The 25,613-nt window shown below is 72.8% G+C and carries 22 protein-coding genes; 11 read left to right on the plus strand and 11 right to left on the minus strand.

Going from position 1 to position 25,613, the window contains the following annotated elements; all coding sequences use genetic code 11:
* Positions 1 to 64: 64 nt before the first annotated feature.
* On the minus strand, positions 65 to 1,087 hold the full coding sequence (gene fbaA / locus ACFV8H_RS03910; protein WP_375882760.1) for a class II fructose-bisphosphate aldolase: 1,023 nt from the start codon (positions 1,085 to 1,087) through the stop codon (positions 65 to 67).
* Between the two features lie 400 nt (positions 1,088 to 1,487).
* Here fbaA and ACFV8H_RS03915 point away from each other — a divergent pair, with 400 nt between their 5' ends.
* Positions 1,488 to 2,207, plus strand: coding sequence for a DedA family protein (locus ACFV8H_RS03915; protein WP_375882757.1), 720 nt, complete (start codon positions 1,488 to 1,490; stop codon positions 2,205 to 2,207).
* Between the two features lie 153 nt (positions 2,208 to 2,360).
* On the opposite strand, the gene pyrE is transcribed toward ACFV8H_RS03915, so the two are convergent.
* The 6 genes from pyrE to ACFV8H_RS03945 all read right to left on the minus strand — a co-directional run bounded on the left by pyrE (position 2,361) and on the right by ACFV8H_RS03945 (position 9,346).
* Positions 2,361 to 2,897, minus strand: a complete 537-nt coding sequence (gene pyrE, locus ACFV8H_RS03920) for an orotate phosphoribosyltransferase (RefSeq protein WP_375882755.1) — start codon at positions 2,895 to 2,897, stop codon at positions 2,361 to 2,363.
* 43 nt (positions 2,898 to 2,940) lie between these two features.
* A complete protein-coding gene (locus tag ACFV8H_RS03925) occupies positions 2,941 to 4,026 on the minus strand; it encodes a hypothetical protein (RefSeq protein WP_380396391.1) in 1,086 nt (361 codons plus the stop codon).
* A 222-nt stretch (positions 4,027 to 4,248) separates the two neighbouring features.
* On the minus strand, positions 4,249 to 5,901 hold the full coding sequence (locus tag ACFV8H_RS03930) for a polyamine aminopropyltransferase (protein ID WP_380396392.1): 1,653 nt from the start codon (positions 5,899 to 5,901) through the stop codon (positions 4,249 to 4,251).
* Between the two features lie 169 nt (positions 5,902 to 6,070).
* Complete coding sequence (locus ACFV8H_RS03935) at positions 6,071 to 6,607, minus strand: DUF2617 family protein (RefSeq protein WP_380396393.1); 537 nt, start codon at positions 6,605 to 6,607, stop codon at positions 6,071 to 6,073.
* Positions 6,608 to 7,467: 860 nt separating this feature from the next.
* Positions 7,468 to 8,628, minus strand: a complete 1,161-nt coding sequence (locus ACFV8H_RS03940) for a pyridoxal phosphate-dependent aminotransferase (RefSeq protein WP_380396394.1) — start codon at positions 8,626 to 8,628, stop codon at positions 7,468 to 7,470.
* 163 nt (positions 8,629 to 8,791) lie between these two features.
* Positions 8,792 to 9,346: a YbjN domain-containing protein gene (locus ACFV8H_RS03945; RefSeq protein ID WP_375882741.1), complete on the minus strand. Its 555-nt coding sequence runs from the start codon at positions 9,344 to 9,346 to the stop codon at positions 8,792 to 8,794.
* A gap of 348 nt (positions 9,347 to 9,694) precedes the next feature.
* Between ACFV8H_RS03945 and ACFV8H_RS03950 the strand changes: the two genes are divergently transcribed.
* Positions 9,695 to 9,982, plus strand: a complete 288-nt coding sequence (locus tag ACFV8H_RS03950; RefSeq protein WP_380396395.1) for a helix-turn-helix domain-containing protein — start codon at positions 9,695 to 9,697, stop codon at positions 9,980 to 9,982.
* An 82-nt stretch (positions 9,983 to 10,064) separates the two neighbouring features.
* On the opposite strand, the gene clpB is transcribed toward ACFV8H_RS03950, so the two are convergent.
* The gene (gene clpB, locus ACFV8H_RS03955; protein ID WP_380396396.1) at positions 10,065 to 12,671 is read right to left on the minus strand and encodes an ATP-dependent chaperone ClpB; all 2,607 of its coding nucleotides are present in this window, start codon (positions 12,669 to 12,671) and stop codon (positions 10,065 to 10,067) included.
* A gap of 125 nt (positions 12,672 to 12,796) precedes the next feature.
* A complete protein-coding gene (locus tag ACFV8H_RS03960) occupies positions 12,797 to 13,729 on the minus strand; it encodes a LysR family transcriptional regulator (protein ID WP_380396397.1) in 933 nt (310 codons plus the stop codon).
* 70 nt (positions 13,730 to 13,799) lie between these two features.
* On the opposite strand from ACFV8H_RS03960, the gene ACFV8H_RS03965 reads away from it, so the two are divergent.
* From ACFV8H_RS03965 to ACFV8H_RS04005, 9 genes are all read left to right on the plus strand, one after another.
* Complete coding sequence (locus ACFV8H_RS03965) at positions 13,800 to 15,017, plus strand: TDT family transporter (protein ID WP_380396398.1); 1,218 nt, start codon at positions 13,800 to 13,802, stop codon at positions 15,015 to 15,017.
* A gap of 642 nt (positions 15,018 to 15,659) precedes the next feature.
* A complete protein-coding gene (locus tag ACFV8H_RS03970) occupies positions 15,660 to 16,655 on the plus strand; it encodes a LuxR family transcriptional regulator (protein WP_375882730.1) in 996 nt (331 codons plus the stop codon).
* On the plus strand, positions 16,645 to 17,619 hold the full coding sequence (locus ACFV8H_RS03975) for a LuxR C-terminal-related transcriptional regulator (RefSeq protein WP_380396399.1): 975 nt from the start codon (positions 16,645 to 16,647) through the stop codon (positions 17,617 to 17,619). The genes ACFV8H_RS03970 and ACFV8H_RS03975 overlap by 11 nt, the downstream gene beginning before the upstream one ends.
* Complete coding sequence (locus ACFV8H_RS03980) at positions 17,612 to 18,586, plus strand: LuxR family transcriptional regulator (RefSeq protein ID WP_380396400.1); 975 nt, start codon at positions 17,612 to 17,614, stop codon at positions 18,584 to 18,586. The genes ACFV8H_RS03975 and ACFV8H_RS03980 overlap by 8 nt, the downstream gene beginning before the upstream one ends.
* Positions 18,583 to 19,548, plus strand: a complete 966-nt coding sequence (locus ACFV8H_RS03985; RefSeq protein ID WP_380396401.1) for a LuxR C-terminal-related transcriptional regulator — start codon at positions 18,583 to 18,585, stop codon at positions 19,546 to 19,548. The genes ACFV8H_RS03980 and ACFV8H_RS03985 overlap by 4 nt, the downstream gene beginning before the upstream one ends.
* Positions 19,541 to 20,503 (plus strand): LuxR family transcriptional regulator, encoded by a 963-nt coding sequence (locus ACFV8H_RS03990; protein WP_380396402.1) that lies wholly within the window; start codon positions 19,541 to 19,543, stop codon positions 20,501 to 20,503. The genes ACFV8H_RS03985 and ACFV8H_RS03990 overlap by 8 nt, the downstream gene beginning before the upstream one ends.
* Entirely contained in the window at positions 20,496 to 21,452 is a 957-nt protein-coding gene (locus ACFV8H_RS03995) for a LuxR family transcriptional regulator (RefSeq protein ID WP_380396403.1), read from the plus strand. The genes ACFV8H_RS03990 and ACFV8H_RS03995 overlap by 8 nt, the downstream gene beginning before the upstream one ends.
* Complete coding sequence (locus ACFV8H_RS04000) at positions 21,445 to 22,404, plus strand: LuxR family transcriptional regulator (protein WP_380396404.1); 960 nt, start codon at positions 21,445 to 21,447, stop codon at positions 22,402 to 22,404. Before ACFV8H_RS03995 ends, ACFV8H_RS04000 begins: the two co-directional genes overlap by 8 nt.
* Positions 22,397 to 23,365, plus strand: a complete 969-nt coding sequence (locus ACFV8H_RS04005; RefSeq protein WP_380396405.1) for a LuxR family transcriptional regulator — start codon at positions 22,397 to 22,399, stop codon at positions 23,363 to 23,365. The genes ACFV8H_RS04000 and ACFV8H_RS04005 overlap by 8 nt, the downstream gene beginning before the upstream one ends.
* Before the next feature lie 7 nt (positions 23,366 to 23,372).
* On the opposite strand, the gene ACFV8H_RS04010 is transcribed toward ACFV8H_RS04005, so the two are convergent.
* Positions 23,373 to 24,002, minus strand: a complete 630-nt coding sequence (locus ACFV8H_RS04010; RefSeq protein WP_375882714.1) for a hypothetical protein — start codon at positions 24,000 to 24,002, stop codon at positions 23,373 to 23,375.
* Between the two features lie 588 nt (positions 24,003 to 24,590).
* Entirely contained in the window at positions 24,591 to 25,589 is a 999-nt protein-coding gene (locus ACFV8H_RS04015) for a hypothetical protein (RefSeq protein WP_380396406.1), read from the minus strand.
* Positions 25,590 to 25,613: the final 24 nt, after the last annotated feature.

Genomic DNA, 25,613 nt, shown 5'->3' on the forward strand with positions numbered 1-25,613 from the left:
GCCCCCGGTGGACGATCCACCGGGGGCACTCAGCACTCCGGGCGCCGGTCGTGCCGGCCGCCGGCTACTTCAGGCGCTTGCCGGCCGAGCGCAGCTGCTCGGCGGCCTCGCGCACCCGGGCGGCCATGCCGGCCTCGGCCAGCTTGCCCCAGGTGCGGGGGTCGTAGGTGTTCTTCTTGCCGACCTCGCCGTCGACCTTCAGCACGCCGTCGTAGTTGGCGAACATGTGGCCGGCCACCGGGCGGGTGAAGGCGTACTGGGTGTCGGTGTCCAGGTTCATCTTCACGACGCCGTTCTCCAGCGCGGTGGCGATCTCCTCGGTGGTCGAGCCCGAGCCGCCGTGGAAGACGAAGTCGAACGGGTCGGTCCGGCCGTACTGCTTGCCGATCGCGTCCTGCAGCTCGCGCAGCAGCTCCGGCTTGAGCACGACGTTGCCCGGCTTGTACACGCCGTGCACGTTGCCGAAGGAGGCGGCCAGCAGGTAGCGGCCCTTCTCGCCCAGGCCCAGCGCCTCGGCGGTGCGCACCGCGTCGTTGACGGTGGTGTACAGCTCGTCGTTGATCTCGTGGGTGACGCCGTCCTCCTCGCCGCCGGTCGGGGTGATCTCGACCTCAAGGATGATCTTGGCGGCGGCGGCCTGGGCCAGCAGCTCCTGGGCGATCTCCAGGTTGTCGGCGAGGGTCTCGGCCGAGCCGTCCCACATGTGCGACTGGAACAGCGGGTTCTGGCCCTTGGCCACGCGCTCGGCGGAGACCGCCAGCAGCGGGCGGACGTAGCCGTCCAGCTTGTCCTTCGGGCAGTGGTCGGTGTGCAGCGCGACGGTGATGTCGTACTTGGCGGCGACGATGTGGGCGAACTCGGCGAGCGCGACCGCGCCGGTGACCATGTCCTTGCTGTGCTGGCCGCCCAGGAACTCCGCGCCACCGGTCGAGATCTGGATGATGCCGTCGCTCTCGGCCTCGGCGAAACCGCGCAGCGCGGCGTGCAGGGTCTGCGACGAAGTGACGTTGATGGCCGGGTAGGCGAACTTGCCCGCCTTGGCCCGGTCCAGCATCTCGTTGTAGACCTCGGGAGTTGCGATGGGCATGCGATCCGCTCCTGTCGGGTTGCGGCGTACGGACGGTGCTGTCCGACGCTGTGTACGCCTTCGTGACGACTCCGTGCCGGCCCGCCGACGCGCGGCGCTGCGGTGTGGCTCTCCGGCACCAAGGTTCGAGGCGACCTCCGCGGTACGGCCATGAGGGTGGTGGGCCGCTGCGGACCGGACGCCGGTGTCATCTTCCCAGACTCGTGCCCGCAGGTCAGCAGGAGCCCGTCTGTCGGGACGGCGTACCGGACGGCTCGGCCGGAACTCGTCGGCGGTTCCGCGCCCACCGGGCCGGTCCGCGCTCCCGGTCGGTGCTCCCGGTCGGTGCGCCTGGTCGGTGCTCCCGGTCCGGGGCCTCGGCCGGACGTCACCGGAAAGGTACGCCCGCTATCCTGCGCCCGTGGACTACAACCAGTTGGCCGTCAACGTGCTCGACGCCAAATCCCTGATCTCGTCCCTCGGCGCCATCGGGCTGATCGCGATCATCTTCGCGGAGACCGGCCTGCTGGTCGGCTTCTTCTTCCCGGGTGACTCGCTGCTGATCCTGGCGGGCGTGGCCGCGTCGAACGCGGCCTCCTCGGTGCTCGGCGACGGTGCGAAGCTGCCGATCGCCGTGCTGCTCGTGGGCTGCCCGATCGCGGCGATCGCCGGTGCCCAGCTGGGGCACCTGATCGGTGTCAAGGTCGGACCGAGGATGTTCGACAAGCCCGATTCGAAGATCTTCCGCCGCGAGTACGTGGTGAAGGCGGAGGAGTACTTCAACAAGTTCGGCTCGGGCAAGGCCGTGGTGCTGGCCCGCTTCATGCCGATCATCCGGACCTTCCTGAACCCGGTGGCCGGCACCCTGGAGATGCCCGCGAAGACCTTCTTCGTGTGGAACGTCGTCGGCGGCGTGCTCTGGACCGAGTCCATGCTGCTGATCGGCTACTTCTTCGGCGACGCGCTCGCCCCGGTGATCGACAAGTACCTGATTCCGGCCGTGCTGCTGATCGTGCTGCTGTCGGTCTCGCCGATCCTGGTCGAGGTCGTGCGGGAGCGCCGCAAGAAGAAGGCCGGCATCGTCGAGGCCCCGGCCGGCGACGCGGTGCAGAGCGGCAGCGGGCGGCACCGCCGCGGCTGAGGCTGCACGGCGTACGGCTCAGCCGCGGCGTACGGCTGCCGGCGTACGGCTTCACGGCTTCACGGTGTAGTGACGGAGGGCCGGGCCCCGTTCCACGTGGTTTCACGTGAAACAGGGCCCGGCCCTCGGTGTTGCTCGGGGTGCCCGTACGGGTCAGAGACCCAGGTCGTCCAGGTCGTACGCGGTCACGTACTCCAGGCCCTGCTCCGCGATCGCGGCCGCGCCACCGCGCTCGACGATCACCGCGACGCCGACCACCTCGGCGCCCGCCTCGCGCAGCGCCTCGACGGCGGTCAGCACCGAGCCACCGGTGGTGGAGGTGTCCTCGACCGCCAGCACCCGGCGGCCCTTCACCTCGGGGCCCTCGATCCGGCGCTGCAGGCCGTGCGCCTTGCCCGCCTTGCGGACCACGAAGGCGTCCAGCTTCTGCCCGCGCGCGGCGGCGGCGTGCAGCATCGAGGCCGCCACCGGGTCGGCGCCCAGGGTCAGGCCGCCGACGGCGTCGTACTCCAGGTGGGAGGTCGCGTCCAGCATCACCCGGCCGACCAGCGGGGCGGCCTCGCCGTCCAGCGTGATCCGGCGCAGGTCGACGTAGTAGTCGGCCTCCTTGCCGGAGGAAAGGGTGACCTTGCCGTGCACGACGGCCTTGTCCTTGATCTGTGCCAGCAGGGCGTCGCGGTCGTTGCTCATGAGCGTTCAGTCTAGGCCCTGACGGCCTTCGGGGCGCTCGCGGCTAGCGCCGGCGCAGCGCCCTGACCAGCACCACGGCGCCGCCCAGCAGGGCCACCGAGCCGCCGATCACCCACGGCACCGCACTGCGGCCGCCCGCGCCCGGCACCACGATGCCTCCGGCCTCGCCGCCCCAGCGGGACGCCGCCCGGGCCCGCGCGCTGCGGGCCGGCAGCGCCGGGGCGTACCGGCCGCGCGGCGGGGCGTGGTCCACCTCCTCGGCCGAACGGCCGACGATGCTGCGGCGGACCGGGCCGGAGAGCTCCGGCTCGTCCTCGTAGGCGAAGAGCGGCTCGACCGGGAGCTCCTCGGCGACCCCGTCCTGCGGGCCGCCGGTCCCGGCCTCGGCGGCGTCGCCGTCGCCGCGCTCGTCGATGTCGTCCTCGCCGTCGTTGTCGTCGTCGTCGGCGGAGCCGGTGGGGAGGCCGAAACGCTCGGCATCGGCGTCGGAGAAGGCGATCAGGTCGGAGAGGTCGTCGTCCAGGTCGTCGCCGGGCTGGTCCTGGCGGTCCTCGATGAACACCACCTCGGCGTCCGTCCCGGTGTCCGTCCCGTCGTCCGTCCCGGCGTCGGCCTCGTCCGAGGGCTCCGACCCGGCCTCGTCCGCGGCCTCGTCGGCGAGCTCCTCGTCGCCCTCGGCCGGGGCGTCCGGGGAGGTGAGCGCGAGGGCGAAGCGCTCCAGCAGACGGCGGCCGACGGCGTCGAGGGTCTCGGCGTCGAACTCGGTCAGCCGGCCGGTGGCGCTCAGGTCGCCGGTGAAGCGGACCGTCGCGGTGCCGTCCTCGGCGCCCTCCGCGACGCTCACCCGTACGGTGGCGGTCGCCTCGCCGCTGCCCCGGGCCTCCTCGCCCTCGGCCAGCACGGTCAGCACACCGCCCCGGCCCTCGATCAGCGACAGCACGCCCTTGTAGGTGATCGTGGAGCCGCCGATCCGCAGTTTCAGCCGCCCGCCGATCTCCTCGGCCGGCCCGGCCCCGACCGCCGCCGGCTCGGTGCTCAGGCCCGGCACGCTCCGCGCCAGCAGCGCCGGATCCTGCAAGGCCTGCCGCACCAGCTCTGCGGACATCGGGACGACAACCTCATGCTCCATGCCACGGAGCCTACCGACTGGGCCCCGCCCGGTCCCCACCCACCACCGCCCGACTTTCCCCGGCCCACCCCCGCCCGCCCGGGCTCCGGGGCGTGTCCCGCACCCGCCCGCCCGGTCGGCCCGTCCTCTCCCGGCCAGGGGCCCCGGAGCCGCTTCGTGCGCGGCTCGGTGCACCGCTCGGGCCGTGGGCAGACCGGCGCACCGCCGAGGTCGGCCGCCGGGTCAGCGTGGTGCCAGCAGGGTGAGGGGGGCCGGGGGGTGGGTTGGGCGGAGGGCGGTGAGGCGGGTGGTCGAGGTGCGGAGGGTGTCGGGGGTGAGGGCCCGGGGTGGTGGGGCGTCGGGGGCGAGGGTGAGCGGGGGCGGGGTGGCGGCGGCGAGCAGGAAGTCCTGGGCGGCGTCCGGCGGGCCCGGGCGGCAGTCGGCGGTGGCGCTGCCGTCGACCGCGTACGGGGCGGTCCGCAGCCCGACCGCGCGGAGGCCGGACTCGATCTGCCAGAGGCTGTCCCCGCCGTTCCCGCCGTTCCCGCCGTCCCCGCCGGCGCGGACGGCGAGCCGGCCGCCGGGGGCCAGCAGCCGGGCGGCGAGGCCGTAGAACTCCTGGGAGTGGAACTTGACCGGGCCGCCGTCCGAGGGGGCGGGCAGGTCGGCGAGCACCACGTCGTACTCCTCGTCGGGTGCGCCGCGCAGCCAGGCCAGCGGGTCGGCGGCGGTGGTGCGGACCCTGGGGTCGTCCAGGGAGTGGCCGTCGAGGGCGGCGAGGCCGGGGTCGGTGCGGGCGAGCCGGGGGAGGGCCGGGTCGGCGTCGACGAGGCGGACGGAGCGGACGCCGCGGTGCCGCAGCACCTCCCGCAGGGCGAGGCCGTCGCCGCCGCCGAGCAGCAGGACCCGGGCGTCGGGGCCGGCGGCCATGGCCGGGTGGACGAGGCCTTCGCTGCCCCGGTACTCGTCGGGCCCGCAGACCGCGAGCCGTCCGTCGAGGTAGAGCCGGAGCGGGCCCTCGGCGGGGCCGGTGAGCACGATCTCCTGGTACCGGCTGCGGGTGGCGTAGCGGACCTGGTCGCCGTAGAGGGCGTGCCGGGCGGCGCGTTCGATCGGGTCGGAGCCGACGGCGGCCGCGGCGAGCAGGGCGAGGACGAGGGCGCAGCCGGCCCAGAGCAGCCGTCGTATCCGGGGGGCGGGTTCCTCGCGGAAGAGCCAGAGCACCACGGCGGCCCCGGCGACGGCGTTGACCGCCCCGGTGAGCAGGGCGCCGTCGCCGGGGCCGAGCAGGGGGAGGATCAGGAACGGGAAGGCGAGGCCGCCGATCAGCGCGCCCACGTAGTCGGCGGCGAAGAGGTCGGCGACGGCGCGTCCGGCGTCCTCGCGCCGGATGCGTTGGATGAGGGTCATCAGCAGCGGGATCTCGGCGCCGATGAGGATGCCGATGAGGCACGTGAGGATGACCATCGCGGCCTGGTAGCGGCCGATCCAGGCCCAGCAGGAGTACAGGGCGAGGACGGAGAGCCCGCCGGTGAGGGCGAGGGCGCACTCGACGAGGGCGAAGGCGGTCGCGGGCCGGCGGGTGAGCCGTTTGGCGAGCAGGGAGCCGAGGCCCATCGCGAAGACCATGACGGAGAGCACCACGGAGGTCTGGGTGACGGTGTCCCCGAGCAGGTAGTCGCCGAGCGCCACGAGTTCGAGTTCGTAGACGAGTCCGCAGGCCGCGCAGACGAACGCGGCCAGCAGGACGGTCAGCCGGGCGAGCCGGGGGCGGGAGCGCAGCCGGGAGCGACGGCGGGCGGGCAGGGGGATGAGGCTTCGCCCGGGCCGGGGTGGGGTGCCGTCGTCGAGGTCCACTCGCGGGCGTGCGGGCGGACCGGCCGGATGGTTGATCACGAACAAACGCTAGGGGACGTGCGGGACGGATCGCTGCGCCCATCCGACGGACAGCGGGAGCCCTCGGATTGACGAATCGTTCCTGCGTACGATTCATAGGCCTGTGCCGGGTGGCATATGACCGGTTCGGTGCTGCCGGACGGGCTGCTGGTGCCCGGCGGGTGGGCTGTCACGGCCCCGGCACCACCAGCGAGGAACGGGTGCAGACCAGCTGCCCCTCCTGCGGGTAGGCGTGCCAGGTCCGCCAGAGCAGCCGGTCGGTGCCGCCCTGGGTGACCAGGGCGGTGAAGGCGCTCGGGTCGCCCGGGAAGACCCCGGCGAGGCCGCGCGGGTGCCCCTCGACCAGGGCCAGCAGCTCCTGGGCGCGGGCCGCGAAGTCGTGCGGGGGCAGGGCCTCGATGCGGGCGGCGAACTCGTACTCCCAGCCGCCGACCTGCTTGGCCACCCGGGCCGGCAGCGGGGTGCGGCGGCCGGGCATGCAGGCGACGGTCTCCAGGCAGTCTCCGGGGCCGGCCGAGATCACCACCTGGTGCGAGGCGCCCAGCAGCCGCAGCTGGAGGGTGCCGGGGGTTCCGGGGGTTCCGGGGCGGCCGCCGTCGAGTCTCAGGTCGCGGACGGCGAGAGCGGGCAGCGGGTCGCCGCCGAGGCACCAGGCCAGGTCACCGGCGCGGGTGTCCGTGTAGGAGGTCTGCAGTGTGGTGAGCATGCTCGGCTCCGCGTTTCAGCTCCGTGCGCGCCCGCCGAGCAGCAGCGAGTAGGCCTAGGCGATGGCGAGGCTGTTCGTGGCTGTGCGGCCCTGGGCGCGGCCGACCGTGGAAGGAAGGATTCCGGCTGGAGATTCAGCAGCAGAGAAGCATGAATACGCCGGGTCCGTCGGTGATTTACCCATCTTTGTCAAGCATTCACCGTTTCGAGCACACCTGCTTCCCGGCTCTGATCGACCCGGTGTGCGACTCTGCACAGCGCGCGCCCCTGTCACCGGCCTGTGCGCCGTGTGCGCCGGTCGTGCGCTCTTCGCGCGCATCATGCGCCGCCGCCCGCCCCACGCGGGGTGCGGGCGGGTCTCCGGGCGTGCCCGACAGGCCGTGAGGCCTGCCTGACGGGCAGCAAAGGAGCATGCCACTCAGGGGAGTTGGGGGTCGAATCAGCACATCCGGCGGGCCAGAATTGGTCCCTCTCCAAGGGGGCGCGCAAAACGAAACGCGCGCCCCACGCGCGCAACGGGCCCCCGGAACCCTCCGCTCCCTTTGCAGAAACCGCTCTCCGTCGGGCTAGGCGGCGCCGCGCGGACCGGACGGGGCTGCCGAGCGGAGCTGTCGGCGGATCAACTCATGTGTGAGCAGGGCATGTTCGTCACGAGCGGCGGCCGCGGGGCGCGATCTGGCGCGGGACCGGACAGCAGCAGGGGCGGGAACGGGGGCGGAAGGGTATTCCGCCCCCCGGCATTCCGCACTTCGTGATCGGCTTCGTGATCGGTGAGGACGTCGGCGGGCTTCTTCCGGTTCTTCCGGATTCCGCACGGCACCGAATTCGCCGCCGACGTCGACCGGCGGTCGCTCAGGTCGCTCAGAGCCGCCGCAGGCGGTCGACGGCCTCCTGGAGGACCTCGTCCTTCTTGCAGAAGGTGAACCGGACCAGGCTGCGCCCGGCGTCCGGGTCGTCGTAGAAGACGGCGTTGGGGATGGCGACGACGCCGCAGCGCTCCGGGAGGGCGCGGCAGAAGTCGATGCCGTCCTTCTCGCCGAGCGGGGTGATGTCGGTGGTGACGAAGTACGTGCCCTCGGGGGTGAAGGCGCGGAAGCCGGCCGCGGTGAGGCCGTCGAGCAGGAGGTCGCGCTTGCGGCGCAGGTCGGTGCGCAGGGTGTCGAAGTAGCCGTCGGGCAGGCGCAGGGCCTCGGCGACGGCGTACTGGAAGGGGCCGGCGCTGACGTAGGTGAGGTACTGCTTGGCGGTGCGCACGGCGGCGACCAGGGCGGGGCTCGCGGTGACCCAGCCGACCTTCCAGCCGGTGAAGGAGAAGGTCTTGCCGGCCGAGGAGATGGTGACGGTGCGCTCGCGCATGCCGGGGAGGGCGGCGAGGGGGTGGTGGGTGGCGCCGAAGACCAGGTGCTCGTAGACCTCGTCGGTGATCACCAGGAGGTCGTGCTCGATCGCGAGGGCGGCGATGCCGGCCAGCTCCTCGGCGGTGAGGACGGTGCCGGTCGGGTTGTGCGGGGTGTTGATCAGCAGCAGCCGGGTGCGCGGGTTGATCAGGGCGCGCAGTTCGTCCAGGTCGGGGCGGAAGTGCGGGGCCCGGAGGGTGAGCGGGCGGCGGACGGCTCCGGCCATGGCGATGCAGGCGGCGTAGGAGTCGTAGAAGGGTTCGAGGGCGATCACCTCGTCGCCGGGCTCCAGCAGGGCGAGCAGGGCGGCGGCGATGGCCTCGGTGGCGCCGGCGGTGACCAGGACCTCGGTGTCGGGGTCGTACGCGAGGCCGTGGAAGCGCTGCTGGTGCTCGGCGACGGCGGTGCGCAGCTCGGGGATGCCGGGGCCGGGCGGGTACTGGTTGCCGTGGCCCTCGCGCAGGGCCCGGACGGCCGCCTCGCGGACCTCCTCGGGCCCGTCGGTGTCGGGGAAGCCCTGGCCGAGGTTGATCGAGCCGGTGGCCGTGGCCAGGGCGGACATCTCGGCGAAGATCGTCGTCCCCATCCCGGCAAGTCGGCGGTTCAGCAGCGGCCTGGTACCCATCGGTGGCTCCTCACGGCTCGTCGTCAGGGCCATCCTGGGGCAGTCGGGGGCCGGGGACAAGGACGGCCCGGCGGCCGGGAGGGCGCGGGGAGGGTACGGGAACGGCCCGGCCCCCGGCGTCTGCCGGGGGGCCGGGCCGCAGGGGTGCGTGCCAGGGCCTCGATCAGGCCTCCTCGCCGCCCTCGCTGTCGCCGTCCTCGCCCTCGATCTCGTTCTGCAGGCCGAGGCGCTCGACGATCCACTGCTCGAAGCCGACCGCGGCCTGGGTCCAGTTCGCGGTGGTGGTGACGAAGTAGTCCAGGTTGACGCCGTTGCCGACGATCATCTGGACCTCGCCGATCAGGCGGACCACGCCGTCCTCGTGGGTGTGGGTGTACACCTTGGGCCAGAGGGTCTCGCGGTTCCACTCGTCGATCAGGTCGAGGATCTCGCCCTTCTTCTCCAGCGGGTACGCGCGGTCGTAGAAGGCACGGACCGCGAAGAGCTCCTTCTGCTCGCCGCGGAACATGTAGTAGACGCGGAAACCCTCCCAGGGGGCGGTGAGGTCGCCCTCCTCGTCCACGACGTGCTTGAGCTGCATCTGGTCGAGCAGCTGGGCGACCAGGGCCTGGTCCGGGACGACGATCGGCGGAGGGCCGGCCGGTCGGCCACCCTGGCCACCGGGCTGGCCGCCCTGGGGCACGCCGAACGACGGGATGGACGACGGGTCGATGCTCATGGGGGGTCCCTCTTCCTCAGTGCACGTGGTGGCCGGCAATGAGAGGCCGCCCTTTCCACCTCCCATCCTGCCTCATCCGGGGCTCCGCTCACAGGGGCGGCGGGGGCGCGTCGATCTTCGCCCCGGGGGGTCCGGGGGCCTCCGTCACGCACGGTGCCCGGGGTGCGGCGGCCCCGTCGCACGCCCGGCGCGCGCGTGAGCCAAGTCACGCGCCCGGCGCCCGGGTTCGCCTGCCGTGCGGGCCGGATGCGGTTAGCGTGCGACGGAACTGGCCCGGGGTAAAGGCCTTTCCTCCCGGGCGAGTTGAGACGTTTTGGACCGAAGGGGGGAACGGGGATGGAGCGTACGGTGACGGGGGAGGGTGCCTCGCTCGGGGCGTTGCTGCGGAACATCCGGCTGGACCGGGGGATGACGCAGGAGCAGTTGGGGGAGGCGTCGGGGCTGAGCGTGCGGTCGATCCGCGACCTGGAGCGGGGGGTGTCCTGCCCGCGGGTGTCCACCCTGCGGCTGCTCACCCAGACCTGGAGCCTCCCGGAGTCCCAGGGCGCCGAGCTGCACCGGATGGCCCGTGCCTGGCGGGACCGCACGCGGCGGGAGCAGCGGGCCCCGGGGACCGAGCGGGTGCCAGGGTACTGAGCGGGTGCCTGGCGGCCGTCCCCTCGCGCGGGCGAGGGGACGGCCGTGGGCCGGCGGTGCCGGTGACGGGCGGGGCCGGCGGTTACTTCTCCAGCGGGCCCCGGCTGCGGACCGTGAGCCGGTCGCCCTCCTCGTCCCGCTCGACCAGGACGGTGTCCCCGTCGTGCACCTGGCCGGAGAGGATCGCCCGGGCGAGCTGGTCGCCGATCGCGGACTGCACCAGCCGGCGCAGCGGGCGGGCGCCGTACGCCGGGTCGTACCCGGTGAGCGCCAGCCAGTCGCGGGCCGCCGCGGAGACCTCCAGGGTGAGCCGCCGCTCGCGCAGCCGCTCGGCGAGGCGGGCGACCTGGAGGTCGACGATCCGGCTGAGCTCGGCGGTGCCCAGCGGGTCGAAGACCACGATGTCGTCCAGCCGGTTGAGGAACTCCGGCTTGAACGCGGCCCGGACGGCGTCCAGCACCAGGGCCTTCTTCCGGTCCTCCGGGGTGGTCGGGTCGACGAGGTGGTGCGAGCCCAGGTTGGAGGTGAGGATCAGGATCGCGTTGCGGAAGTCCACCGTGCGGCCCTGGCCGTCGGTGAGCCGGCCGTCGTCCAGCACCTGGAGCAGCACGTCGAAGACCTCGGGGTGGGCCTTCTCCACCTCGTCCAGCAGCACCACGCTGTACGGGCGGCGGCGGACCGCCTCGGTGAGCTGGCCGCCCTCCTCGTAGCCGACGTACCCGGGCGGGGCGCCGACCAGGCGGGAGACCGAGTGCTTCTCGCCGTACTCGCTCATGTCGATCCGGACCATCGCCCGCTCGTCGTCGAAGAGGAAGTCGGCCAGGGCCTTGGCGAGTTCGGTCTTGCCGACGCCCGTCGGGCCGAGGAACAGGAAGGAGCCGGTCGGGCGGTCCGGGTCGGCGATGCCCGAGCGGGTGCGCCGCACCGCGTCGGAGACGGCCTGCACCGCCTCCGCCTGGCCGATCAGGCGCCGGCCCAACTCCTCCTCCATGCGCAGGAGTTTGGCGCTCTCGCCCTCCAGCAGCCGGCCGGCCGGGATGCCCGTCCAGGAGGCGACCACGTCGGCCACGTCGTCCGGGCCGACCTCCTCCTTCACCATCGAGGCGGAGGCGTCCTGGTCCGCGGCGCGCTCCTGGGCCTCGGTGAGCTCGGTCTCGGCGGCCGGGATCTCGGCGTACATCAGCTTGGACGCCCGCTCGAAGTCCCCGTCGCGCTGGGCCCGTTCGAGCGCGCCGTGCAGGCCCTCCAGCCGCTCCTTGAGCTCGCCGACCCGGTTGAGGCTCTTCTTCTCCTGCTCCCAGCGCGCCGTCAGCACGCTCAACTGCTCGTTCTTGTCGGCGAGATCGCGCCGCAGCCGGGCGAGGCGGTCGACCGAGGCCGGGTCCGACTCCTTCTCCAGGGCCAGCTCCTCCATCCGCAACCGGTCGACGGAGCGCTGGAGTTCGTCGATCTCGACCGGGGAGGAGTCGATCTCCATCCGGAGCCGGGAGGCCGCCTCGTCGACCAGGTCGATCGCCTTGTCGGGCAGGAAGCGGGAGGTGATGTAGCGGTTGGACAGGGTGGCCGCGGCGACCAGGGCGGCGTCCGAGATCTGCACCTTGTGGTGCGCCTCGTACCGGCCCTTGAGGCCGCGCAGGATGGCGATCGAGTCCTCGACGCTGGGCTCGCCGACCAGCACCTGCTGGAAGCGGCGCTCCAGGGCCGGGTCCTTCTCGATCCGCTCGCGGTACTCGTCCAGCGTGGTGGCGCCGACCATCCGCAGCTCGCCGCGGGCCAGCATCGGCTTGAGCATGTTGCCCGCGTCCATCGCGGAGTCGCCGCCGGCGCCCGCGCCGACCATGGTGTGCAGCTCGTCGATGAACGTGACGACCTGGCCGTCGGAGGACTTGATGTCGTTCAGGACGGCCTTCAAGCGCTCCTCGAACTCGCCGCGGAACTTGGCGCCGGCCACCATCGCGCTGAGGTCCAGCGAGACCAGCCGCTTGCCGCGCAGCGACTCCGGTACGTCACCGGCCACGATCCGCTGGGCCAGGCCCTCGACCACGGCCGTCTTGCCCACGCCGGGCTCGCCGATCAGCACCGGGTTGTTCTTCGTCCGGCGGGAGAGCACCTGGACCACCCGGCGGATCTCGTGGTCCCGGCCGATCACCGGGTCGAGCTTGCCGTCCCGGGCGGCCTGGGTGAGGTCGGTGCCGTACTTCTCCAGGGCCTTGTAGGTGCCCTCCGGATCCGGCGACGTCACCCGGCCGCTGCCGCGGACGTCCTTGAAGGCGGCGAGCAGCGCCTTGGGCGTCGCTCCCTGCTGCGCCAGCAGCTCGGCGACCGCCCCGCCCTCGGCGGCCAGGCCGACCAGCAGGTGCTCGGTGGAGACGTACTGGTCGTCCAGGTCGTCCGCGCGCCGGCCGGCCTCGGTGAGCACGGCCAGGGTGTCCCGGGCCAGCTGCGGGGCGGAGACCGTCGAGCCCGTCGCGCTGGGCAGCGCCATCAGCTGGCGGCGCGCCTCGGCGTCGATCCGGGCGGGGGCCGCCCCGACCGCCTCCAGCAGGGGCCGGGCGATGCCCTCGGGCTGCTCCAGCAGCGCGATCAGGATGTGCACCGGCCTGACGTCCGGATTGCCTGCGCCGCCCGCCTGCCGGATCGCGGCGGACAGGGCGTCCTGGGTCTTGGTGGTGAACTTGCTCGCGTCCACTGCTGGGGGATCCTCCCTCGTCGTCCTTCACTGCTGCTGGATACAGCATGCACTAAGTTGAGTGTACTCCGCTCAACTTTTGGGCGAAGGCTTCTCGCGGTGCCTGGGCCTGTGGGCCAAGGCGCTCAGCCCCTCCGCCGCAGGTGCTGGCGGACGCTCCGCCGGGTCAGGCCCAGCAGCTCCCGGGCCGGCCCGCCCGGCCGCTGCCCGGCCGGCCACACCGCGCGCAGCGGCCGCCGCAGGTCCAGCTCCTCCGCCAGCGGCACCTCGACCAGCCGCCGGGTGGCCAGCTCCTCCACCACCGCCAGCTCGCTCAGGCAGACCGGCCCCGCCCCGGTCATCGCCGCCCCCTTCAACGCCGTGGACGAGGCCAGCTCCATCCGGGGCTGCACGGCGCCCCCGTACGGTGCCAGCGCCGCCTCCAGCACCTCCCGGGTGCCCGAGCCGGGCTCGCGCAGCACCAGCGGGGTGGCCGCGAGCTCCGCCCCGGTCAGCGGGGTGCGGCGGCGGGCCCAGCGGTGGCCGGGGGCCACCACGACCACCAGCCGGTCCGCCGCCACCACCGCGCCGGCCAGTCCGGGCGGGGTGGTCGGACCCTCGACGAAGCCGAGGTCGGCGTCCCCGGCCAGCACGTGCCCGGCGACCTCCGCCGAGTTCGCCGTCCGCAGCGTCACCGCCGTCCCCGGACTGGCCTCGGACAGCGCCAGCAGCCAGCCCGGCATCAGGTACTCGGCGACGGTCAGACTGGCCACCACCCGCAGCTTGGCGTCCCGCCGTTCGCGCAGCGCGTCGATCCCGGCGTCCAGCGCCTGCGCCGCCTCCACCACCTGGCGGGCCCACTCGACCACCAGCCGGCCCGCCTCGGTCGGCCGGCTGCCCCGGGGCGAGCGCTCCAGCAGCGGGACGCCGATCTGCCGCTCCATGCCCTTGATCCGGGCGCTCGCGGTCGGCTGGCTCACGCCCAGCTCGGCCGCGGCCCGGCCGACGCTGCCCAGCCGGGCCACCGCGAGCAGCAGTTCCAGGGCGCCCAGTTCGGGGACGTGCGGAGAGAGGGGCATAGATTCAGGCTATGCCCTCATAGAACCCGCGGCGCTACCGGCGGCCGGGCCGCTCGGCGACGGTGGAACCATGTCCACCTCGGCCGATGTCCGCCCGCTCACCAGCCCCGCCGCTCCTGCCCGCTCCTCCGAGCAGCCCCGGCCGTCCCGTCCCCTCCGCCCTTCCGGGCCCACCCGCGACTCCCACGGCCCCCACGGCTCCCGGTTCTCCCAGCTCTCTCGGCTCTCCCGCCTCGACCTGGCCCAGCTCGGCCCCAACTGGTACGCCGCCGTGATGGGCACCGCGATCGTGGCCAACGGCGCCGCCGCCCTGCCGGTCCACCTCCCCGGGCTGATCGGCTTCGGCGAGGTGATGTGGGCGCTCGGCGCGACGGCCCTGGTGCTGCTGGCCGGCGCCCGCCTGGTGCACCTCACCCGGCACCGCGAGGCGGCCCGCGCCCAGCTGCTGGACAACCCGGCCACCGCCGTCTTCTACGGCTGCCCGCCGATGGCCCTGCTGGCGGTCGGCCTCGGCACCCTGCTGCTCGGCTCCCGGGTCATCGGCACCGGGCCCGCCGTCGCCCTGGACGCCGTGCTGTGGGGCGTCGGCACGCTCTACGCGCTGACCGTCGCGGCCGGCATCCCGTACCTGATGATCACCCGGCACCGGGTGTCCGCCTTGGAGGCCAACCCGACCTGGCTGCTGCCCGTGGTCGCCCCGCTGGTCGCCTCCGCCTGCGGCCCGGCCCTCGTCCCCCACCTGCCCGCCGGAACGCCGCAGGAGGCCATGCTGTACGGCTGCTGGGCGCTGTTCGGGATCGGCCTGCTGGCCACCCTGGTGCTGCTGCCCGTGGTCTTCACCGGCCTGTTCCACAGCAAGCTGCCCACCCTGGTGCTCACCCCCGCGCTGTTCCTGGTGCTCGGCCCGCTCGGCCAGTCCGTCACCGCGATCCACCAGCTCGCCGACGCGGCCCGCCCGGTGCTGCCCGCGCTGGCGCCCGTCCTGCTGCCGCTGGCCGAGCTGTACGGGGTCGCCGTGATCGGCGTCGCGATGCTCTGGCTGGCCGTCGCGCTGACCGCCAACCTGCGCGCCCGGCGGGCCGGGATGCCGTTCGCGATGACGTGGTGGGCGTTCACCTTCCCGGTCGGCACCTGCGTCACCGGCGCCGCCGCGCTCGCCCGGCACACCGGCTTCGGCGGCTTCACCGGGCTCTCCGTCGGGCTCTACCTGCTGCTCGGCACCGCCTGGGTGCTCGCCGCGACCGGCACGGCCACCGGGCTGCTGCGCGGACGGCTGCTGGCGCGCTGAGCCGGGGCGGCGGTGCGGGCTGAGCTGCGACGACCCGCACCGCGGCCGCCGTACTCAGGAGCACGCCGCCGTTGCAGGAACGCGCACCTGCACGATGGCGGTGCCCGGCCGACCGCCGCGCGCCGCCCGTACCCCCCGCTGGCCTCGGCCTTTACCGGAATCCCCGCCCCCGCCCGCGGCCCCGCGCCCGCTGCGGGATGCAGATAACTGCAATTGCGCGAACCTGCACTCGGGCGGCACTTGTTCACCGGCCGTCACACTGTGAAGGTGGAGGTACGCCAGGTCGTCCGGGCACCGCAGTCCGATGGTGGCGACCAGCTCTTCAGAACTGACCACGCGGGCAACGTCCCGCACGCGTGGAACGGGGGGGAAGAGCCCCGGCCGGGATCCATGTGTGGTGATGGAGCCCGAACCGGTACCGGCGAGGCGTTGCTGCTCCGCCTCGACGGAATCGCCCTGACCTGGCGTACCGATGGCGGCCCCCGGGACCCCGTGTGCGACGGCACCCGGACCCGGGGGCCCGCCGTCCGACCGGTAGCGTGAGACGCCCGGCCACCGGTGCCCGCGGACCGCGCAACCCGCGGCCCCGCGCGTACGGACGGGGACAGCAAGGGGAGAGGCGTCCGGCAGGGAGAGTACGACGTGACGGCGGAACCGGCGGTCGCGCCGCACCAGGCGGTACCCGAGGGCGAGGAGCCCGACGAGGCCGCCCGACAGCTCTACCTCGCGGTCATCGCCGAAGGCGGCCGCATCCCGTTCGCCGACGTCACCGACGCCGACCGGGCCGCGCTGCGGCAGCTCCTCGACATCGGCCTGGTCATGGTCAACCGGATGGACCGCTGCTACACCGCCGTCAGCCCGCGCTCCGTAAGCGACCGGGTCGGCGCCGAACTCCGCAGCGAGGCAACCCGGTTGCTGGTCCGCGCCGAGAACCTCCCCGGCGCCCTCGACGGCCTCACCCGCGCCTACGACGCGATGCCCCGTCCGTCCGGCACCTCCGGCGGCGCGGTCTACGTCGAGGGCCACGTCCACATCCGCCAGCGGATCTCCCAACTGGTCTCCGACTGCCGCTCCGAGGTCCTCACCGCCCAACCCGGCCACCGCCCCGCCGACACCCTCCAGGTCGCCCTCGCCCAGGACGTCCAACTCCTCCAGCGCGGCTGCTCCCTGCGCACCGTCTACCAGCCCGTCGCCCTCGTCGAACCGGCCGCCCTCGCCTACGCCGAGAAGGTCACCCGGCACGGCTCGCAGATCCGCGTCCTCGACGAACCCTTCCAACGCCTGATCGTCTTCGACCGCAGCGTCGCCGTCATCTCCGCCAACGACGACAACAGCACCGCCGCGTTCATCAGCGACCCGGCCACCCTCGCCTTCCTGATCGGCGGCTTCGAACGCGACTGGGCCCGCGCCGACACCGCCGAGGCCGCCGCCGCCCTCGGCCAGGGCCCCGCCCGCACCATCCCCGAGCGGGTCGGCCGACTGCTCGCCCGCGGCCTCACCCAGCGCGCCGTCGCCACCCGGCTCGGCCTCAGCGAACGCACCGTCGCCGGCCACATCTCCCGCCTGCGCGACCGGTACGGAGCCCAGACCCTCTTCCAGCTCGGCTGGCTGATGAGAGGCGCCCGCGATGACCGATGAGCCCGGCCCGGCCGAACGCGCCCTCTACCTCGACGTCGTCCGCGCCGGCGGCCGGCTGCGCCCCGAGGACCTCGCCCCCGCCGACCGCGCCACCGTCGCGGCCCTCGTCGCCCGCGGGCTCCTCACCCCGACCGCCACCGGCTACACCGCCGCCAACCCGCGCGCCCTCGGCGACCGGCTCGGCACCGAACTCCGCCTCCGGGCCACCCGCCTGCTGGTGCACGCCGAGCGGCTGCCGGGGACCCTCCAGCCGCTCTCCCAGGCCTACGAGGCGCTCCACCGGCCGCCCGGGTCCGGGGAGGAGGGGTCCGGCGACGCCGCCCGGCTCGACGGCGGCGGGGGCGGGGCCGGTAGCGGTGTGGGTGCCGCCGCCGTCCGCCGGTGCATCTCCGAACTCATCGCCGAGTGCAAGGAGGAGTTCCTCGCCGCCCGACCCGGCCACCACTCGGCCGAAGCCCTCCAGACCAGCCTCGCCCAGGACCTCGCCCTGCTCCGGCGCGGCTGCTCGATGCGCACCCTCCACCAGCCCGGCGCCCTCGACGATCCCGCCACCCTGCGCCAGGTCGCCCTCCGCAGCGGCGAGGGCGCCGAGGCCCGGGTGCTCGCCGAACCGTACGAACGGGTGCTGGTCTTCGACCGCTCGGTGGCCGTCATCCCCGCCGTCGAGGACCGCAACCGCGCCACCGTCGTCACCGACCGCACCACCGTCGCCTACCTGGTCGCCCAGTTCGAACGCGACTGGGCCCGCGCCACCCCCGCCGACCGCAACCTCGGCGCCCCCCACCCCACCACCGTCCGCATCGGCCGACTGCTCGCCCGCGGCCTCACCCAGCGCGCCGTCGCCACCCGCCTCGGCCTCAGCGAACGCACCGTCGCCGCCCACATCGCCCGCCTCCGCGAGCGCTACGGCGCCCAGACCCTCTTCCACCTCGGCTGGCACCTCCGCGGGGAACGCCATGGCTGACCCCACCACCCTCCTCGCCGCCACCCTCCCGGACACCGCCGCCCGCGCCCTCTACCTCGCCGTCCTGCGCGAGGGCGGCCGCATCCGCGCCGCCGAGGTCGGCGCGGGCGACCGGGAGGCACTCGGGCGGCTGGTGGAACTGGGTCTGCTGGTACCGCAGTTGCTGGACGGGTGCTACAGCGCCGTCGACCCGCGCGCGGCCACCGAACGGATCGGCAGCGAGATCCGCCGACAGAGCATTCGCCTGCTCGCGGAAGCAGAGCAACTCCCCGAGCTGATGGGCGAACTCACCCAGGCCTACGACACCAGCCCGAAGCGGCGGAGCGACTCGGCCGGGGTGCGCTACGTCACCGGGCTGGAGGAGATCCGTTACGAAATCGACCGATTGACCGAGGAGTTGCCCGGAGACGGCATGTCGGCCCAGCCCGGCGGCCCCCGCCCGGCCAACGAGATACCGGACTCGCTACGGCGCGCCCGCCGCTTCCACGAACGCGGCGGCACCGTGCGTTCCCTCTACGAGGTCTCGGCCAAGTACGACCCGCCGACCGTGCGCTTCGCCGCCCAGGTGTCCCAGCTGGGCGCCACCACCCGAGTCCTCGCCGTACCGTTCAGACGCTTCCTGGTCTTCGCCCGCACCGTCGCCATCATTCCCGCCGCCGCCGACTACAGCACCGCCGCCGTGGTCGACGACCCCGCGACGGTCGCCTTCGTGGTCGACACCTTCGAGACGCTCTGGCAGCAGGCCGAAGGCGTCAACTGGGCTGCACTGGACGACGGTTCCCTCGACTCCGCCGTCCATGAGCAGGTGGGCCGTCTGCTGGCCCGAGGGCTCACCCAGCGCGCCATCGCCACCCGCCTGGGTCTCAGCGAGCGCACGGTGGCCGGCCACATCGCCCGCCTGCGCGAGCTGTACGACGCCGAGACGCTCTTCCAACTCGGTTGGCAGATGCGGGGTGAACGGCCATGACCGACCAGGGCATCGCCCTCCCGGACGCCTCGGCCCGCGCCCTCTACCTCGCCGTCCTGCGCGAAGGCGGCCGCATCCGCGCCGCCGAGGTCGGCGCGGGCGACCGGGAGGCGCTCGGGCGACTGGTGGAACTGGGGCTGCTGGTGCCGCAGTTGGTCGACAACTCGTACAGCGCCGTCGACCCCCGGGCGGTCGCCGAACGCATCGGCGCCGACATCCGCAGGGCCGGCGCCCGGCTCCTTGCCGAGGCCGACCAGGTCCCCGAGCAGCTGCGCGACCTCACCCGTGCCTACGACACCGCACCACGCCGGGAGCCGGGCCTGGGCCGGGCCCGGGTCGTCACCGGCAAGGCCGAGATCCGGCACGAAGTCGCGCAACTGACCGAGGAGTTCGCCAGCGAAGCCCTGAGCTCCCAGCCCGGCGCCGCGCGCGACGCCGGCCAGCTCGCCGAATCCCTCGTCCGCACCCGCCGCTACCTCGATCGCGGCGGTGCCATCCGATGTCTGTTCGAGCTCGGTGCCCGCACTGACCCCGGGGCCGTGACGTACGCAGCGGCAGCCACCGCACCGGGCTGCGCGATCCGGGTGCTCGACCGCCCGTTCAAGCGCTTCCTGGTCTTCGACCGGACCGTTGCCGTCATCCCCGCAGAGCCTGACCTCAGCAGCGCCGCCGTGGTCGACGACCCGGCGACGGTGGCCTTCATCGTCGAGGCCTTCGAACAGCTGTGGCAGCGGTCCGACAGTGTCGACTGGGCGTCCCTGGACGGCGGCGCACCGGAATCGGACCTCCGTGACCAGATCGCCCGCCTGCTCACCCAGGGCCTCACCCAACGCTCGATCGCCACCCGCCTGGGCCTCAGCGAGCGTACCGTCGCCGGCCACATAGCCCGCCTGCGCGAGCTGTACGACGCCGAGACGCTGTTCCAACTCGGCTGGCAGATGCGGGGAGTCCGTGATGCCTGAGCCGGTACTCGATCTGCCCGATGCCGCCCGCGAGCTCTACCGCGCGATCCTGGAGGACGGCGGGCGGCTCCGGATCGCCGACATCCCGGGGGATGCCGCCGACACCGTTCAGACCCTGTTGGAAACCGGCCTGTTGAAGCTGTACGCCTCGGACGGCGTGCTCAGCGCGGTCAATCCGCGCACGGTCACCACGCGGATCGCGGCCGAGTTGCGGGCGGCCGGTACCCGCATGCTGGTCCAGGCGGAGGAAGTGCCCGACCTCCTCGACGACCTGGCCGCCGCCTACGACAGTGCTCCGCGACGCCACGACGGCGCCGGGGCCACCCAGATCGTCCACGGACACGCGAACATCCGGCACCGGGTCTCCCAACTCGTCGAAGAGCTGGGCAACGAGGCCCTGTCCCTGCGCCCGGGAGGTGCCAGGCCGGCCGAGGCCGCGGACGACATCGTGGCGCACGCCCGCCGCTACGCCGAGGCGGGCGGCACACTGCGCACGATCTACGAGGTCGCGGCCCGGCTCGACGGCCCGACGGTTCGGATCGCCGCGCGACTGACGGAGGCCGGCTGCCACATCCGGGTCCTGCCCGTCCCGTTCCGACAGCTGATGATCCTCGACCGGACCGTGGCGGTGATCCCCGCCGCCCCGGACGACAGCAGTGCGGCCTTCATCGAGGACCCGGCCGTGGTCGACTTCCTGGTGCAGGACTTCGAGACGCACTGGCAACAGGCCGAAGGCGTCAACTGGGCCGCCCTCGCGGACGGTTCCACCGAAGCCGCCGCCCACGAACAGGTCGGCCGTCTGCTCGCCCGAGGGCTGACCCAGCGCGCGATCGCCACCCGCATGGGCCTGAGCGAGCGCACCGTGGCCGGCCACATCGCCCGCCTCCGTGAGTCGTACGACGCCGAGACGCTGTTCCAGCTCGGCTGGCAGATGAGGGGAGCCCGCAGTGCCTGACCAGGACCTGCCCGACGCCACCGCCCGTGAGCTCTACCGCGCCATCCTGGCCGAGGGCGGCCGGATCCGCGTCGGCGAGGTCCGCCCCGAGGACGAGGCCGCCGTCCGGCAGCTCGCGGACCTCGGCCTGCTCGTCCTCCGCACCGCCGACGGCACCTACAGCGCGGTGAACCCGCGGGCCGTCGGCGAGCGCATCGGTGCGGATCTGCGGGAGGAGAGCGCCCGTCTCCTCGCCCGGGCCGCCGCCGTCCCGGACCTGCTGGACGACCTGACCCAGGCCTATGACACCGCGCCCCGTCGCGCCGACCCGGTCGGCGGGGTCCGGCGGGTGGTCGGCATGCCGGAGATCCGGCACCTGATCTCGCAGCTGGTCAAGGACTACCCGCACGAGGTCCTCGCAGCTCAGCCCGGCGGGCCCCGGCCCCACGACCACATGCAGGACACGCTCGACCACAGCCGCCGCTACGTCGAAGCGGGCGGGGCGATGCTCACCGTCTTCGAACCGTCGGCCTGCACCGATCCACGGACGGTCCGGTACGCGCTGCACTCCACCCAGGTCGGTGCCCCGATCCGGCTGCTGGAGGGGCCCTTCACCAAGACGCTGATCTTCGATCGCACCGTCGCAATGATCCCGGCCACCCCCGACCACACGGTCGCCGCCGTCGTCGAGGACGCCGCGATGGTCGCCTACCTGGTCGGGGTCTTCGAGCAGCAGTGGCAGCAGGCCCAGGCCGTGGACTGGGAGTCACTCGCAGCCGGCTCCGCCCCGATAGCCCACGAACAGGTCGGCCGCCTGCTCGCCCGAGGGCTGACCCAGCGCGCGATCGCCACCCGCCTGGGCCTGAGCGAGCGCACCGTGGCTGGTCACATCGCCCGCCTGAGGGAGCTGTACGACGCCGAGACACTGTTCCAGCTCGGCTGGCAGATGAGGGGAGCCCGCGATGCCTGACCCGGACCTGCCCGACGGCGCCGCGCGCGAGCTCTACCGGGCGATCCTGGCCGAGGGCGGCCGGATCCGCATCGATGAGATCCGCCCCGAGGACGAGGCCGCCGTGAAGCAGCTCGCCGACCTCGGCCTGCTCGTCCTCCGCGCAGCGGACGGGTCCTACAGCGCGGTGAACCCCCGCGCTGTGGGCGAGCGCATCGGTGCGGACCTGCGGGAGGAGAGCGCCCGCCTCCTCGCCCGCGCCGCCGCAGTCCCGGATCTGCTGGACGACCTGACCCAGGCTTATGACACCGCGCCCCGTCGCGCCGACCCCATCGGTGGGACACGTCGGGCGGTGGGGTTCGACCAGATTCGGCACGTGATCGCCCAGTGCATCCGGGACTACCCGCACGAGGCACTGGCAGCCCAGCCGGACAGGATCCACCCGCCGGCGCACCGAGTGGACTCGCTGGTGCAGACACGCCGTTACGTCGACTACGGCGGGTCGATCCGGACGCTCTACGGCCCGCAGGCCCGGATGGATCCGGACCATGTCGAGTTCGCAGCGGAGAATACGAACGCGGGCTCCCGGATCAGGGTCCTGAACACGCCGTTCAACCGGATCATGATCTTCGACCGCACCGTCGCCCTGCTGCCCGCAGCCCTCGACAACAAGGTGGCCGTCGTCGTGGAGGACCCAGCGGTAGTGGCACACCTCGCGGACGTCTTCGACCAGCAGTGGCAGCAGGCCGAGGTGGTGGACTGGGTGGCGCTCGCGGACGGCTCCCTCACTCCGGCCGCCTACGAGCAGGTGGGTCGCCTGCTCACCAGGGGTCTCACACAGCGGGCGATCGCCAGTCGCATGGGCCTGAGCGAGCGCACCGTGGCCGGCCACATCGCCCGCCTGCGGGAGCTGCACGACGCCGAGACCTTGTTTCAACTCGGCTGGCAGATGAGGGGAGCCCGCGATGCCTGACCCCGACCTCCCCGACGGCGCCGCCCGCGAGTTCTACCGCGCGATCCTGGCCGAGGGCGGCCGGATCCGCGTCGGGGAGATCCGCCCCGAGGACGAGGCTGCCGTGAGGCAGCTCGCCGACCTCGGTCTGCTCGTCCTCCGCGCAGCGGACGGCTCCTACAGCGCGGTGAACCCCCGCGCTGTGGGCGAGCGCATCGGTGCGGACCTGCGGGAGGAGAGCGCCCGTCTCCTCGCCCGCGCCGCCGCCGTCCCGGACCTGCTGGACGACCTGACCCAGGCCTATGACGTGGCTCCTCGCCGGATGGACCCGGTCGGCGGAGTCCGGAGGATGGCCGGCATGCAGGAGATCCGGCACCTGATCTCACAGCTGGTCAAGGACTACCCGCACGAGGCGTTGTGCGCCCAGCCCGGCGGGGCCCGCCCGCTGGAGCACATGAATGACTCCTTGAAGCAGAGCCGGCGCTACATCGAAGCGGGTGGATCCGTCCGCACCACCTTCGAGCCCTCGGTCTGCTCCGATCCGCCGACCGTCGGGTTCGCGCTGGAGTCGACCCGGATCGGCGCTCCGATCAGGGTGTTGGAGGGCACGTTCACCCGGACCCTGATCTTCGACCGCACGGTGGCCATGATTCCTGCGGCTTCCGACAACACGGTCGTCGCCGTGGTGGACGACCCCGCGATGGTCGCCTACCTGGTCGGGGTCTTCGAGCAGCAGTGGGCTCAGGCACTGGCCGTGGACTGGGCGTTACTGGCAGCGGGCAGTTCGCCGGCCACCTACGAGCAGGTGGGTCGCCTGCTCGCCAGGGGTCTCACACAGCGGGCGATCGCCAGTCGCATGGGCCTGAGCGAGCGCACGGTGGCCGGTCACATCGCCCGGCTGCGTGAGGTGTACGACGCCGAGACCCTGTTCCAGCTCGGCTGGCAGATGCGGGGAGCCCGGACGGGGGAGTCCGGTGGGTGAGCCCTGCTCAGCCGGTGGCGGCGCCGGTCGGCCAGTAGCCGGGGACGGAGGTCTGCTGCTGCCGGGGGACGTTGAAGCGGTCGCCGGGGGCGGTCCAGAAACCCTCGCGGAGGGAGAGCGCCATGCCGGCCCAGTCGAGGGCGGTCTCCACGGTGTGGTGGAGGGCCTCCTGGGACCAGGTGTCGTCGAAGACCAGCGGCAGGACGGGGGCGACCTGCTCGATGGTGGCGATCAGCGGGTTGTGGGTGATGGCCTCGTCGACGAGCAGGACGATCGGCTTCCGCAGCGCCGACGCCCAACCGAGTTCGAGGCTGACACCGGCCGAGAGCGGGGCGCCGACGTAGGCGAACACCAGGTCCGCGGACTGGAGCGCCCGGAAGTCGGAGGGGACCCGGGGCTCGGGCGCCCGGCCGGCGACGGTCCAGGCGTCGCTGTGGTGCGCGCTGTACACGGCGGCACCGCTGCGCAGGAGGGTGGTGCGGAGCGTCGTCAGCCGCGTCCGGCTGGCGAGCGTCACCACGCTGTCCGCGGGGCCGGTCAGCCGCATCAGCGGCGCGGCCAGGAACACACGTGCACGCCGACCCTCAGGGGCATTGCTGAGGTGATGGGAAGCGGAGCCCTGGTAGTGGTCAGTCATGTCGACTCCATTGAAAGGCCGACCGGGTCGGGGGGACGGGGCCCAGTGGCTGCTGCTGTTTGGTGGTACTCGCGCCGAGACGGTCGTTCAGGGGAATTTGATGTGAACACATCCGCTGTGTCACGCTCGTACGTGGCGATCAGTCGGTGCACTGATCGTGTCGTTGAGCTGGCCTGCGCGTCCACTGGCCCGAGGTGTCATCTCGCTGCATGGCAGAGAGATGACATGCTGACGTGCCTTCGAGAGACGGCGGGACTTTGGAAGAGTTGGGCTGGGCAAGAGCGTTGCGAAGGACTCCCTCGCTGACACGTTCGGGATCGTGCAGCATAATCAGCGCTGCGGCTCATGCGCTGCCGATTCGCTGAGCGTTCAACATTGTCCGAAGGGGAGTGGTCACAGTGCGTGAGGCGCGTCGGTGGGCGACCGCGATAGCACTGGCTGTAGTGACGGTTCTGCTGGGTTCGGCTCCCGTGCATGCTGACGTGATCTGGACCGCACAGCCCGCTACCTCCCAGGCCCCGACAGGGGGTCATCAGAAGCTTGCCGCTGTCACCATTGCGGATGACGTGATCTGGACTTGAGCCTGCCTCAGTAGGGTGTCTCGGGGTCGCTGAACAGCGGCATGGTGCGGTGACTTTCGGACAGCTTCCAGCCCAGCTGGAACAAGGTGTCGGCGGCGTATTCGTCACGGAGCTCGGCAATGTGCCGGGCAAGGGTTCGCTCGCTCAAGCCCAGGTTCCTGGCTATGACGCGGTGGCCGATGCCCTGCAGCATCATTCTGAGGATGTTCTCGCGGAGCCTGGACACAACCTCCGGCGGAACATCGAGACCGCCCTGGAACGGGATGGCGCGTTCCCAGAAGCTCTCGAACAGGCTGACCATGAAGCCGATCACGGCCTCGTCCTGAATGAACGCGGCTCGCTGCTGGTCGCCACTGACAGGAATGATCGCGGCAGTGCGATCGACAATGATCATTCTTGTGAACGGCTCGCCCAACGTCCGAACCTCACCGCCAGCCGCTGTCATGGCCGCTACATAGGCGCGCGTGGGTGCGGAGTACCGCGTGCTCGGCTGGTACAACGTGCGTCGCGAGACTCCGCGGCGCAGCATGTCCGTGTCCAGGGCGATAGCTGCCTCGGTCGGAAAGGAGCGGGAGCCCCCACCCGGTTGGGCGCTCAGTACCTCCTCACGACTGCCTTCCATGAGCTCGACCAGTCTGCGGTTGATCTCGGCCAGACCGTGAAGGTGCTCGATCGGGCCACCGTCATGCGCCTCGCTCCCCCCGTTGCCGTAGGCATGGGTGAGCTCCTGGAACTCGGCGGGCAAGGTGGCGGCCCGGCTGAGTAGGTCGAGGGCCCTGCGTTGCCATGTCGCTGTGAGCGCACTGGCGAGCTGCTTTGGGTCGACGGCGACAAGCATTCCCGGATTCTCGATATCCGGTATCAACAAGCCGATATCGACCAATTCGCGGAGGGAGCCTCGGTCGCCTTCCTCGGCCATGGCAGCGATCACTCTCCCGGGCTCTTGAAGAACGGCCATGTAGAGAGATCTCGCATCAGAGGAGAGCTGGCTGTTGGCGTTGGTCATGGGACCGGATGCCTCAGTCCCGCC

It is taken from the genome of Kitasatospora sp. NPDC059827 (assembly GCF_042731675.1).
Lineage (GTDB): Bacteria > Actinomycetota > Actinomycetes > Streptomycetales > Streptomycetaceae > Kitasatospora.

Excerpts from the sequence above, each read along its gene's own strand:
- ACFV8H_RS03940 (WP_380396394.1), bottom strand. The coding sequence starts at position 8,628 with ATGGGTACCAGGCCGCTGCTGAACCGCCGACTTGCCGGGATGGGGACG.
- ACFV8H_RS04010 (WP_375882714.1), bottom strand. The coding sequence starts at position 24,002 with ATGACTGACCACTACCAGGGCTCCGCTTCCCATCACCTCAGCAATGCC.
- ACFV8H_RS03925 (WP_380396391.1), bottom strand. The coding sequence starts at position 4,026 with ATGGAGCATGAGGTTGTCGTCCCGATGTCCGCAGAGCTGGTGCGGCAG.
- ACFV8H_RS03965 (WP_380396398.1), top strand. The coding sequence starts at position 13,800 with ATGTCCACCTCGGCCGATGTCCGCCCGCTCACCAGCCCCGCCGCTCCT.
- fbaA (WP_375882760.1), bottom strand. The coding sequence starts at position 1,087 with ATGCCCATCGCAACTCCCGAGGTCTACAACGAGATGCTGGACCGGGCC.
- ACFV8H_RS03980 (WP_380396400.1), top strand. The coding sequence starts at position 17,612 with ATGGCTGACCCCACCACCCTCCTCGCCGCCACCCTCCCGGACACCGCC.
- ACFV8H_RS03985 (WP_380396401.1), top strand. The coding sequence starts at position 18,583 with ATGACCGACCAGGGCATCGCCCTCCCGGACGCCTCGGCCCGCGCCCTC.
- ACFV8H_RS04015 (WP_380396406.1), bottom strand. The coding sequence starts at position 25,589 with ATGACCAACGCCAACAGCCAGCTCTCCTCTGATGCGAGATCTCTCTAC.
- ACFV8H_RS03990 (WP_380396402.1), top strand. The coding sequence starts at position 19,541 with ATGCCTGAGCCGGTACTCGATCTGCCCGATGCCGCCCGCGAGCTCTAC.
- ACFV8H_RS03975 (WP_380396399.1), top strand. The coding sequence starts at position 16,645 with ATGACCGATGAGCCCGGCCCGGCCGAACGCGCCCTCTACCTCGACGTC.
- ACFV8H_RS03945 (WP_375882741.1), bottom strand. The coding sequence starts at position 9,346 with ATGAGCATCGACCCGTCGTCCATCCCGTCGTTCGGCGTGCCCCAGGGC.
- ACFV8H_RS04000 (WP_380396404.1), top strand. The coding sequence starts at position 21,445 with ATGCCTGACCCGGACCTGCCCGACGGCGCCGCGCGCGAGCTCTACCGG.
- ACFV8H_RS03935 (WP_380396393.1), bottom strand. The coding sequence starts at position 6,607 with ATGCTCACCACACTGCAGACCTCCTACACGGACACCCGCGCCGGTGAC.
- ACFV8H_RS03960 (WP_380396397.1), bottom strand. The coding sequence starts at position 13,729 with ATGCCCCTCTCTCCGCACGTCCCCGAACTGGGCGCCCTGGAACTGCTG.
- ACFV8H_RS04005 (WP_380396405.1), top strand. The coding sequence starts at position 22,397 with ATGCCTGACCCCGACCTCCCCGACGGCGCCGCCCGCGAGTTCTACCGC.
- pyrE (WP_375882755.1), bottom strand. The coding sequence starts at position 2,897 with ATGAGCAACGACCGCGACGCCCTGCTGGCACAGATCAAGGACAAGGCC.